At 64.6% G+C, this 10,664-nt stretch carries 11 protein-coding genes; 6 read left to right on the top strand and 5 right to left on the bottom strand.

The window, feature by feature from the left end; genetic code table 11:
- On the top strand, window positions 1-418 hold a 418-nt coding region (locus tag VEK15_17390), incomplete at its 5' end, for an ankyrin repeat domain-containing protein (GenBank protein ID HXV62478.1).
- A gap of 45 nt (window positions 419-463) precedes the next feature.
- Here the strand turns inward: VEK15_17390 and VEK15_17385 are convergent.
- Window positions 464-1,822: a sodium:alanine symporter family protein gene (locus tag VEK15_17385; protein HXV62477.1), complete on the bottom strand. Its 1,359-nt coding sequence runs from the start codon at window positions 1,820-1,822 to the stop codon at window positions 464-466.
- 147 nt (window positions 1,823-1,969) lie between these two features.
- On the opposite strand from VEK15_17385, the gene VEK15_17380 reads away from it, so the two are divergent.
- Window positions 1,970-3,043 (top strand): FAD:protein FMN transferase, encoded by a 1,074-nt coding sequence (locus VEK15_17380; protein ID HXV62476.1) that lies wholly within the window; start codon window positions 1,970-1,972, stop codon window positions 3,041-3,043.
- Between the two features lie 367 nt (window positions 3,044-3,410).
- Here the strand turns inward: VEK15_17380 and VEK15_17375 are convergent, their stop codons facing one another.
- Together VEK15_17375 and VEK15_17370 are read right to left on the bottom strand one after the other, a co-directional pair.
- Window positions 3,411-4,001: an FMN-binding protein gene (locus VEK15_17375; GenBank protein ID HXV62475.1), complete on the bottom strand. Its 591-nt coding sequence runs from the start codon at window positions 3,999-4,001 to the stop codon at window positions 3,411-3,413.
- Complete coding sequence (locus VEK15_17370; GenBank protein ID HXV62474.1) at window positions 4,001-5,392, bottom strand: hypothetical protein; 1,392 nt, start codon at window positions 5,390-5,392, stop codon at window positions 4,001-4,003. The genes VEK15_17375 and VEK15_17370 overlap by 1 nt, the downstream gene beginning before the upstream one ends.
- Before the next feature lie 164 nt (window positions 5,393-5,556).
- Between VEK15_17370 and VEK15_17365 the strand changes: the two genes are divergently transcribed.
- Window positions 5,557-6,999 carry a pyridoxal-dependent decarboxylase gene (locus VEK15_17365; GenBank protein HXV62473.1) on the top strand — a complete coding sequence of 481 codons (1,443 nt, stop codon included), beginning with the start codon at window positions 5,557-5,559 and terminating at the stop codon, window positions 6,997-6,999.
- A gap of 2 nt (window positions 7,000-7,001) precedes the next feature.
- Here the strand turns inward: VEK15_17365 and VEK15_17360 are convergent, their stop codons facing one another.
- On the bottom strand, window positions 7,002-8,147 hold the full coding sequence (locus tag VEK15_17360; protein ID HXV62472.1) for an acetamidase/formamidase family protein: 1,146 nt from the start codon (window positions 8,145-8,147) through the stop codon (window positions 7,002-7,004).
- Between the two features lie 58 nt (window positions 8,148-8,205).
- A complete protein-coding gene (locus tag VEK15_17355) occupies window positions 8,206-8,748 on the bottom strand; it encodes a CBS domain-containing protein (protein ID HXV62471.1) in 543 nt (180 codons plus the stop codon).
- Between the two features lie 130 nt (window positions 8,749-8,878).
- On the opposite strand from VEK15_17355, the gene VEK15_17350 reads away from it, so the two are divergent.
- The 3 genes from VEK15_17350 to VEK15_17340 form a co-directional block, all read left to right on the top strand.
- Window positions 8,879-10,048, top strand: a complete 1,170-nt coding sequence (locus VEK15_17350) for a Re/Si-specific NAD(P)(+) transhydrogenase subunit alpha (protein ID HXV62470.1) — start codon at window positions 8,879-8,881, stop codon at window positions 10,046-10,048.
- Window positions 10,048-10,350: an NAD(P) transhydrogenase subunit alpha gene (locus tag VEK15_17345; protein HXV62469.1), complete on the top strand. Its 303-nt coding sequence runs from the start codon at window positions 10,048-10,050 to the stop codon at window positions 10,348-10,350. The genes VEK15_17350 and VEK15_17345 overlap by 1 nt, the downstream gene beginning before the upstream one ends.
- The coding region (locus tag VEK15_17340; protein ID HXV62468.1) for an NAD(P)(+) transhydrogenase (Re/Si-specific) subunit beta at window positions 10,331-10,664 on the top strand (334 nt) is incomplete at its 3' end. The genes VEK15_17345 and VEK15_17340, both read left to right, overlap by 20 nt.

Here is a 10,664-nt window from a genome sequence, read left to right as displayed (position 1 = left end):
CGAGAAGAAGGACCCGTCCGGGTTACCGCCGGTTCTCGTGGGGGGGCCGTCAGTCACTCCGCTTCTGGCCGCTTCGGGGGTCGGATACGGCAAGGGGTTTGCTGCCAATTCCCACCGACACCATCCTGCGGGATTCATGCCCGCCGTTCGATACCTCGTCGAGGAGCTCGGTGCCGACGTGAACGCCAGAGATCACGAGGGCTACAACGCTCTCCATCATGCCGCTTCGAGGGGAGACGTGGAGATGATCCGCTACCTAGTGGACGAAAGCTGCGATGTAACCGCCGTGAGCCGGCGGGGGCAAACGACGGCGGACATGGCGAACGGCCCGGTTCAGCGAATCCAGCCATTTCCCGACGCGTTGGCGCTATTGGAGTCGTTGGGCTCGATGAACAACCACAACTGCGTCTCCTGTTGATCGCGTCGCGCCGATTCGCCGTGCGCCTTCGTATCGCGTTGGCCTTCAGAGGTTCGATCGACTAAAGAACTCCCTCAATAGCTTGCGAATCACCGCGGTGGAGCCCAGCACGGCGACGAGATTCGGAACGGCCATGAGCCCGTTCAACGTATCGGCGATATCCCAGATGAGGTGAAGGCTTCCCGTGGCGCCGAACCAGACGGCGCCCACCCACATCAGGCGGTAAGGAAGAACCGCCCGATTCCCGAGCAGGTAAACGGCCCCGGTCTCTCCGTAGAACGACCAACCGATCAGGGTCGAGAACGCGAAAGTGAGAATACCGACGGAGACGATCGCGTCGCCCCATACGCCGGGAAGCCCGATCTCGAAGCCCTTGGCCGAGAGGGCGGCGCCGGTCAAGCCTTGCTCCCAGGCCCCGGTGGCCAGGATCACGAAGGCGGTGAGCACGCAGACGATGAAAGTGTCCACCACCACCTCGAAGATTCCGTACAGGGCCTGGCGAACGGGGTGATCGGTCACCGCGGCGGCGTGGACGATCGGAGCGCTCCCGAGTCCCGCCTCGTTGGAGAACAGACCGCGCGCCACTCCGAAGCGGATGGCCTGCATCACCGTGGCGCCGGCGAAACCTCCGACGGCTGCGTGACCGCTGAAGGCACCTTCGAGAACGAGCTGAACCGCATGCGGGATCGCCCCGGCGAAGCGGACAAGAATGACCAACCCACCGCATACGTAGAAAATGCACATGAAGGGAACGAGAAGCTGCGTCACTTCCGCGATGCGCTTGAGCCCGCCCAGAACGACGAGGGCAACCAGACCCATCAGCATCACGCCGCTCACGCGAGGGTCGATGCCGAAGCTTGCCTCCAGGGCGTCCGTCACCGAGTTCGCCTGCACCATGTTGCCGATCCCGAAGGCCGCCAGGCTCGTCAGGAGAGCGAAGATCGTACCGAGCCAGGGAAGACCGAGCCCTTTGCGGAGAACGTACATGGCACCGCCGCGCATCGTGCCGCCGGCGTCGACCTCCCGGTAGTGGAGCGCGACGACGATCTCGCAGAACTTCGTGCACATGCCGAGCAGTCCCGAAACGAGGAGCCAGAACACCGAGCCGGGGCCGCCGATGCTGATGGCGGTCGCGACGCCGGCAATGTTTCCCACGCCCACCGTGCTCGCGAGCGCGGTGGCCACGGCTTGAAACGGGGTCACCGTGCCGCTGCCCGAGCCCTTGGAGGTGAGCTTGCCCAGCACCTCGCGAAACGTGAACCCGAGACGACGGAACTGCACGCCTCCGGTCCAGAACGTGAGGAACAGGCCCGTTCCCATCAAGGCGATGATGAGTGGTGCGCCCCAGACGAAGGCGTTGATCCGGGAGTGAATCTCGAGAATCTGGTCCATGGTGGCGCGCATGCTATCGAAACCATCGATGAATTACGAGAGCGGCCAAGCTGACACGAAAGTGGAAATGTGATGTCATAGCCGGCGCCATTACGGCCAGAGCGGGAAGGACCACGAGAAGATCGATATCTGGTCGTTTCGGCCGCGAGTCGCCGTCGCATGGAAGGTGCTGAACAAAGATCGCACAGGCTTCGACTGGGACTGAGCCGCCTCGAGCCCGCCGCGAGAGGTTTGGGCCTCGTTGCCGTCCTCGTTCTCGTGCCAGGGGCATCGTCCGCGGGAACGACGCGTGAGATGCGGGTGGTCATGGGCACGATGGCCGAGGTTCGGGTGTCGGGAACGCTCGAGCCGGCGCCGTTCATCGGTTCGGCATTCGCTCGCATCGAAGAGACCGAGGCGTCGCTTTCGCTCTGGGTCGAAGGAAGCGAGATCTCCCGACTGAACGAGGCCGGTGATGCCGTCCTCAGCGAGCTCGCCTTCCACGCCGTCATCAAATCCCTCGAGATCGCGCGGGCCTCGAACGGTGCTTTCGATCCGACGCTCGTCGCGAACGGCTACGAGAAAGTCGATCTCGACCACGAGAACCGCCGGGTTCGCCTCGGAGCGGGGATGAAGCTAGATCTCGGAGGCATCGCGAAGGGCTACGCGGTGGACCGCGCCCTCGCGGAGCTCGAAGGCTCGGTTCCAAGCGCGCTCGTCGATATCGGGACGAGCTCGATCGCGTTGTTCGGGCACGAGGCGGTGACGTTCGAGATTCGTGACCCAACCGGGCGCGCTCCTCCGGCAAGCTTTCGACTGTGCCAGGGCGCCATCGGCTCCTCCTCCCGCGATCAGTGGGGGGATCACATCGAAGACCCGAGGACGGGGCAGCCCCCCTCGGGAGTGAGCGCCGTGACCGTCGTGAGCCCGTCCGCTCTCGAGGCGGATGCGCTCGCGACGGCGGTCTTCGTGCTCGGTGTCGATTCCGGGCTCGCCCTCGTGGCGAGTCGAGGAAGCGACGCCGTGGCCCTCGTCGAGGAAGAAGGACGCCGCGTGCTGTGGACGACGCCGGGATTCGCCGAGCGCTATGCTCTCGAGCTCGCCGAGGGGATTGTCATGCGGGTGCGCTCCTCGCCCGCGAGCGAAGGGCGCGCCCCTCTCAGGAGAAACAGCGCGAGAACCACGAGGACGATGCCGAGCGCCGCCTGCAGCAGCAAGAAGCCGGCGATCTTCGTCGGGGCGAGTCCGGGGTGAACGAAGCGCACCAGCCACCCTCCGGCCTCCTGGAGCGCCGCCCCCGAGAAGGCGGCCAGGATCAAACCGACTTTGAGACCTCGACCGAGAGGAACGAAGATGAGGAGATGCGTGAGGAAGAGCAGCACGATCCCCATCATCGGCAGGTGCATGTGCGTCGTCTCCAGCATCGAAGCCGCGGAGCGGGGCGGACGAAAATCCTCCTCGGAGCCGTTGTAGTAGCTGACGACGGAGCTCGCCGACAGATCCATCCGCGCGAAATACATGGCGAGGTTCGTCACCCAGAGCCCCACCAGTAGAGCCAGGGTCAGCCCCAGAGTGAGGCGCATGAGGGGGTGGTTTTGGAACCCGCCGTTCTGCATGTACTTCATCGTGAAGCGCACTCCTCCCGCCGCGCTCGGGCAGATGGCTCCTGATGCATGACGCGGTCGATCGCCAGCGAGCGACGCACGGCTTCGGTAAGCGCCTGGACGGTAAGCGTCGCCCCCGTCACCCGCCTTATCCCGCGCCCCGGCCAGAGCTCTTCATCGAGCGTTCTTCCGTCGAACGCCTCGAGCCACTTCTCTCGCGGCAGATAGTCTCTGGGTTCCGCGAACTGGAGCACGAGCGCGGCACGGATGGCGCCGCTCGGCTCGACTGCGGTGAGCACCGTCTCCGGCATGGTACGAACCGTATGGGTGTCGAGGTAGGCCCTTCCGAGCAACTGGTCGTCCGAGTACGCCAGAATCATGGTCACGACGGGGGATGGAAGACGCGAGCGGGCCTCCTTCTGAACTTTCTCGACCTGCGTCTCGGTCAAGTAGAGCACTTGGCGCTCGAACGTCGCTCCGGGAAAAGCGCGCTCGAGCGCTTGCTGCTCCGTCAAAATGATGGACGCGACCGCGGGGGACAGGGCGAGGTAGACAGCGCCCATTGCGGCCAGCGCCCGTCTCGGGAGCGTTCCCCTCGTCCACCTCATCAAAACAAGAACCCGAGGGCGACGTTGAGCTGATTCACACCGCTAAGGGCCTCGTTTCTGATGCGCTGATAGTCCGCTTTGATGACGACGCGTGAGATCGGCTTCACGTCGATGCCGACGGTCAGCAGACTCTGATCGGTCGCCAGATTGTCCGCGAAACCCGGAGGGACCGTGTCCTGCGTATCCAGCCTCTCGTAACGAAGGTAGGGGGCGATCGCCCATTCGCCCCGGGGAAACAGAGCCATCACGTCGTAAGCCGCTTCGACGTACCATCCGAACTGGTCTTCTCCGACGGAGCTCGAGCCCGTGAGACCGTTCGCTTCGTTGACGAGCGCGGCATCCCCGAGGGTTCCTTTGGCATAGAGACCCCGAAAATGCCACCCGCGGTAGCGATACTGAGCGTGAAGGTCGAAAAGGGAAACTCGGGCACCCAGGGTTTGGCCCATCACGTTCGTCCCCTGACCGGAGTTGCCCGTGTAAAGGGACACGCCGGCGAGAAGTCCGGACACTCCGGTGAGGTCGACCCGACCGGTGAAGGCGAAGTCCTCGGCGAGGCTCCTGGCGCCTTTCTGGCGGCCGCCTCGAATCCCCGAGGCGCCGAACCCCGAGGCGTCGAGCCCGGCAACGGCGTAAGCCCGGTAGGAGACGAGGGCCGTCTCTCCAAAGATACCCGCACCGTTCTCGCGCCAGGTCGAGGGAATGATGGCCGACTCGACCTCGGGACGGCGCGCGCCGTAGAAGATCGGGGGCTCGTGAAGCTCGTTGAGAAAGCCGAGCGGAACCAGGAGCATGCCCCCGCGAATGCCGAGCTCGGGCCGGAGCGAGAAATCGAGGTAGGCGAACTCCACCGAGACCTCGCCGCCTTCCCCCGTCGAGGCGTGCTCGAACTCGATCTCGCTGTTGAAGTGAATCCGGTCGTTGAACTTGTAGCCGACGTAGACGATGGCGCGCAGGAAATCGATCTGGTCGGTCTTGCCAGCCGGGGCCCCGTCCTGGCGCTCGTCGGCGAAGCTCTGATAGAGCATCTCGCCGTAACCACCGATGGAAACACCCCGCTCGACGGCGTAGACCTTCGAGGCCGCGGGACCGAGGCCGCGCTGGCCCTGGGTCGCATCCACCTCGGCGGCTCCCCCGGTGCGCAGGCCCTCGATCTCGGCAGCGAGAAGATCGATCCGGCGCGCGAGCTCGGCGACCTCCTGGCTCCCGGCCGCTTCTCCGCGAAGCTCGGCGATTTGCCGTTCCAGCTCGCGCAGGCGGGCTTCGAGCTCCTCGAGCTCCCCTTGCGGCTGGCTCTCCGATGCATCCGCCGGCTGCTCGTACCCCGGGGCCGAGGCGGCACCCGTCGTGAGGCACAGCCAAATGATAGTGAAACCCGTTTTCACCTTTTCCACGCTGCAACCCTATTGAAATTGGGACGGCCAGTCAAGGGTAAAAATGATAATGGATTTCAACTACATTTTCCCACGCCCGATCATCCGGAAGGCTCGACGTCGCAAGCTTCTCGTAGCTCAAAGACGAGGGAGAATCCTGTCCGCAACGGTGCATAATTCCCGCTATGGACGAACGGGAATTTCGCGAGCTGGGACACGACCTCGTCGATCGTCTCGCTGACTACCTGGAATCGGTCGAGGGTCGCTCTCTCTATCCCCGGGCGACTCCCGCCGAGATCGAGGCTCTTTTCGACGAGCCTTTGCCGTGGGACGGGAGTCCGGCGAACGAGGTTTTGGGGGAGCTCGAGGAGAAGCTGTTGCCGAACTGCACCCATGTGAACCATCCCGGTTACTTCGGGCTCATCACCCCTTCTCCCTCGCCGATCGGAATCCTGGGTGACTTCGTCACCTCCGCCCTCAATCAGAACGTCGGCGCTTACAGCATCGCTCCGGCCGGCGTCGCCATGGAGCGGCGGACCATCCGCTGGCTCACGGATCTCGTCGGATATGACGAACGGGCGGGCGGCAATCTCACGAGCGGCGGCATGATGGCCAACTTCACCGGCCTCAAGCTCGCCCGCGATTGGGCCTCGGCGGATCGAGCTCAGAGTGAGGGATTGAAAGATCCGTGGGCGGTCTACGCTTCCGAGGAGCGGCATGTCTCCGTCGACAAAGCGGTAGACGCCGTGGGAGTCGGCCGAAAACAGCTTCGCGCCCTTCCTACGGACGAGCGCTTTGCTCTTCGAATCGACGCCCTCGAGGAGGCCATCGCGCAGGACAAACGCGCGGGCATCCGCCCCATGTGCATCGTGGGCATGGCGGGAACGACCAACACCGGGGCCATCGACGACTTGTCGGCGCTCCGGGGGATTGCCGACCGGGAGAGAATGTGGCTGCACGTCGATGCCGCCTACGGCGGAGGGATGTTGCTGTCGAGGAAGTGGCCGGGACTTCCGGGGCTCGAGCTCGCCGATTCGATCACCATCGATCCTCACAAATGGTTCTTTGCGCCCCTCGATGTGGGGGCGATCCTGGTCAAGGACGAGAGTCGCCTCGAGCGCTCTTTCGGCCTGGAGCCGCCGTATCTCAAGGACAACCGTGATACGACGGGAGAGCGGTATCAGTACTACGCCCGGGGATTCGAGCAGTCGAAGCGGTTGAGAAGTCTGAAAGTCTGGATGAGCTTGAAACGATACGGCGGCAAGACCATCGGGACGTGGGTCGACCGGAACGTCGAGCAAGCCAAGCACCTGCACGAGATCGTGAGCCGGAGCGAGACGTTTCGCGCCGCGACCGAGCCTCGCATGTCGGCGATCTGCATCCGTTACGAGCCTCCCCGCGCGCTCGACGAGGACGCCTTGGGCCGCCTCCACAAGGAAGTCGCGACCCGTATCGAGGACCGCGGCCGTTTCTGGTTGTCGACCACGCTTCTCAAGGGCAAATGGTGGTTTCGCATCTGCCCGGTCAACCTCCGAACGCGCCTCGAGCACATGGACGCGCTCTTCGCCGAGCTTCAGAAGACATGTGCCGACGTGCTCGCCGCCACCCCCGAGCCGGGACCTCGGTGAGGTTACGGTACGAAGAGGCTCTTGGGAATGTACCCGGTTACGACCTGGGTGAGGTCGACGACCTCGCTGACGCGGAAGTCCACGGCGATGCTCGCGAGCGAGAGCGCCTCGTCGGGCGCGAGCCCCTTCTCCCTGACGAGGAAATCCACGACTTCCCACGCCGCGTTCCGGGTCGCCCGGTCGAGATCGAGATCGATCCCCATGAGGAGGTAGTGAGTATCCGTTTCCGCCCGAGGACCCGCAAGCGCGACCGATTTGTGGAGGACGAAGCGAAAGACGCCGGAAAGCGACTGCTCGATGGCGGTGCCACTCACCTCGCCGTCTCCCTGGGCCCCATGGGGGTCCCCGGTGTAGAAAAGCGCGCCGGGCTGGAAGACGGGAAGGTAAACGGTCGTTCCCGCCTTGAGATCTTTGACGTCCAGGTTCCCGCCGAAAGCACCCGGCGGTCGGGAGCTCTGCACGCCGGGAAGCGTCACCCCCGGCTGGCCGACCACGGGCTTGGGGGCAACCGCCAGAATACCCAGGAACGGCTCGAGCGGCACCTGGACCCCCGGGGCGAAGAAGGCGACCTCGCGCCCATCGACCTCACCGGTGCGGATCACGTGACGCGTTCCTTCCGGGATGTCCAGCAGGGCGTCCCCGGGGAGTACGCCGGGATAGCTCGGTGAGAACACGCCTCCGGTGGCGCTCGTGTTGTTGATGCCCCAGGGCACACGAGTCTGGACCTGGAGAATCTGTACTTCGAGCATGTCGCCGGGCTCCGCACCCTCGATGTAGATGGGGCCGGTGATGACGTGGCCGCTCCGTCCTTCTCGTGGACGCTCGTCGCGCGAGGACCAAAAGTCCAGCACGTCCTGGAGAATCTCGTTTCGCGGAACACCGAGCCCGGTGAGATACGTTACCGGGTTCTCATCCTGGGTCGCACCGGCGTGGGAGAGAGTATCCACGCGCACCGTCTCGCCCGACCGAAGCGTCAGAACGGGTTTCTTGTCGATGGGATACCACCCCCAGGTCAAGTTCTCCGGTCGCGAGGGCACGAAGTGGTCGGCTTCGAGGGGCTGGTTTTGAGAGGCGGTGGCGACTAAAGACGCGATTACGCAGTGCGCGGTCACGAGACATCCCAGGAGTCGAGACCTTCGGCGAAACATCGGAGCATTCTCCTCCAGGCAGGTTCTAAAGCGCCAGTCTCGAGGCTCGGGCGGGTTACTAATTCTGTTTGCGGTTTCTCAACAACTCCGCGAGCTGCTCCGGTGAGTGGCTTCCCGCGAAACGTTGCATTCGGTCGATGGACGATGGGTTGTCCCGCTCCTTTCGTTCCCTCTCCTCCCGCGCCCGCTCTCGCGCGATGTCGCGCTCGAGCGCTTTGATCTGCCACAGGAGGTCCAACCGGCTGATTCTTCCAACGAGCTTGCCCTGTTCCAGCACGGGCAGGACGGGGAAGTTGGTCGCGAGAAAGGCCTCGGCGACGCTGAACAGATCCATATCGACCGTCAACGTCACTTTGACCGATGACATATAGTCACCCACGTTGCCTCCCGCGAGCTCCCCGTAGGCGGAGTTCGACAGAAGTCGCAGGCAATCCTTTTCCGTAAGGATCCCAACGAGGTCTCCTTCCTCGTTCAGCACCGGGGCTCCCTGGGCGCGCTTGCGTACGAGCGTGTCGATGGCGCCGAGAAGGTCTTGGTCCGGTCGCAGAACGATCATGTATCGCGACACGGCGTCACGCGCCGTCGGGATCCGGACCCCCATCGCGGTTCCTCCGATCGTTTGCCTTCGTCGAGTGTACCAGTTGTCGGTCCCGCCGCCAACGGCTGCTGTACAATACGCGCTCAAAGGACGGGCCGGGAACAGGCGGCCTCGTGAATTCGAAGGGCTCGAGATGATCGTCGGAGTGCAGCGGGAGTCGTACCCGGGCGAGCGACGCGTCGCGCTCGTTCCAACGCACCTGCCCCGGCTGGGCAAGGCCGGTCTGGAGGTCTGTGTGGAGGCGGGCGCCGGCGACGGTGCCGGATTTCCCGACGCCACCTACGAGTCCTCGGGAGCCCGGATCGTTCCCGACCGGCGCGCTCTTTGCTCGGAAGCGGATCTGCTCCTTGCCGTTCACGGTCCCGGAGCGAGCGCGGACCGCCGCGCCGAAGAGCTGGGTCTGTTGCGACGCGAACAGGTCGTCGTCGGCCTCCTGAATCCATTGGGTGCTCCCGAGAACGGACAGGCGCTCGCGGAGCGTGGCGTCATCGGGTTCGCTCTGGAGCTTCTCCCGCGCATCAGCCGGGCGCAGCCGATGGACGCCCTGAGCTCGATGGCGACGGTGGCGGGGTACAAAGCGGTTCTTCTAGCCGCCGCGGAGCTCGGCAAGATGTTCCCGATGATGATCACCGCCGCGGGCACCATCACTCCCGCCCGGGTCTTCGTGATTGGGGCGGGGGTTGCCGGGCTTCAGGCAATTGCCGTTTCCCATCGCTTGGGAGCGGTCGTGCACGCCTACGACGTGCGGCCCGCGGTCAAGGAGCAGGTCGAGAGCCTGGGTGCGAAGTTCGTGGAGATGGCGCTCGAGACCCAGGCGGCCGAGGACGCCTCCGGATATGCGAAGGCCATGGGAGAGGAGTTCTATCAGCGGCAGCGAGAGCTCATGGGTCGCGCGGTGGCGGACAGCGACGTCGTGATCACCACGGCGGCCGTGCCGGGAAAGCGGGCCCCGGTGCTCATCACCCGCGAGATGGTTCTGAGCATGGCACCCGGGTCGGTGGTCGTGGACCTCGCTGCCGAGGGGGGCGGAAACTGCGAGCTCACCCGGGCGGGGGAGACCGTCCAGCTCGACGGCGTCACCATCCTGGGGCCCGTCAATCTGCCGGCGACGGTCCCGAACCACGCGAGTCAGATGTATTCCAGCAACGTGACCGCCTTCGTCTCGAACCTGATCAAGGATGGACGCGTCGATCTCGACGGGGACGATCCGATCGTGAACGACACGCTCTTGACGCGCGAGGGAAAGGTCGTGAGCACGCGGGTGCGCGAGCTCCTCGCGAGCGAGGAAAGGAGAAGCTCCTGATGGAAGCATTCGTGGCCCCTCTGACCATCTTCGTGCTTGCGCTATTCGTCGGCTTCGAGATCATCACCAAGGTTCCGCCCCTTCTCCACACGCCGCTCATGTCCGGGGCGAACGCGATCTCCGGGATCACTCTCGTCGGAACGCTGGTCACCTCGGGTGCCCGATTGACCCTTGCCACCGAGATCTTCGGATTCCTCGCGGTGGCCATGGCCACCGCCAACGTCGTCGGGGGCTTCCTCGTCACCCACCGCATGCTGGGGATGTTCCACCGCAAGGGCGAAGATGAGCGAAGCGTTCATTAACCTCTTCTACCTCATCGCCGCCGTCCTCTTCATCCTCGGTCTCAAAGGGCTGACCCATCCGCGGACCGCGGTCCGGGGAAACCTCCTCGGCGCCCTCGGCATGCTCATCGCCATCGTCGTCACCCTGACCGATCACCGCATCGTCAGCTTCCAGATCATCGTCGCCGGGTTCGTCGTCGGAGGATTGGTCGGAGCGATCATGGCCTATCGCGCCCCGATGACCGCCATGCCGCAGGTGGTAGCGGTGTTCAACGGCTTCGGAGGCGGCGCCTCGGCTCTGGCGGTCGGAGCCGCGTTCATCGAGGCGCTGAGGG

It is taken from the genome of Vicinamibacteria bacterium, from assembly GCA_035620555.1.
Lineage (GTDB): Bacteria > Acidobacteriota > Vicinamibacteria > Marinacidobacterales > SMYC01 > DASPGQ01.
This window is presented reverse-complemented; position numbering and strand designations above follow the sequence as displayed.

Excerpts from the sequence above, each read along its gene's own strand:
- VEK15_17385 (HXV62477.1), bottom strand. The coding sequence starts at position 1,822 with ATGCGCGCCACCATGGACCAGATTCTCGAGATTCACTCCCGGATCAAC.
- VEK15_17380 (HXV62476.1), top strand. The coding sequence starts at position 1,970 with ATGGAAGGTGCTGAACAAAGATCGCACAGGCTTCGACTGGGACTGAGC.
- VEK15_17375 (HXV62475.1), bottom strand. The coding sequence starts at position 4,001 with ATGAGGTGGACGAGGGGAACGCTCCCGAGACGGGCGCTGGCCGCAATG.
- VEK15_17365 (HXV62473.1), top strand. The coding sequence starts at position 5,557 with ATGGACGAACGGGAATTTCGCGAGCTGGGACACGACCTCGTCGATCGT.
- VEK15_17360 (HXV62472.1), bottom strand. The coding sequence starts at position 8,147 with ATGTTTCGCCGAAGGTCTCGACTCCTGGGATGTCTCGTGACCGCGCAC.
- VEK15_17355 (HXV62471.1), bottom strand. The coding sequence starts at position 8,748 with ATGGGGGTCCGGATCCCGACGGCGCGTGACGCCGTGTCGCGATACATG.
- VEK15_17350 (HXV62470.1), top strand. The coding sequence starts at position 8,879 with ATGATCGTCGGAGTGCAGCGGGAGTCGTACCCGGGCGAGCGACGCGTC.
- VEK15_17345 (HXV62469.1), top strand. The coding sequence starts at position 10,048 with ATGGAAGCATTCGTGGCCCCTCTGACCATCTTCGTGCTTGCGCTATTC.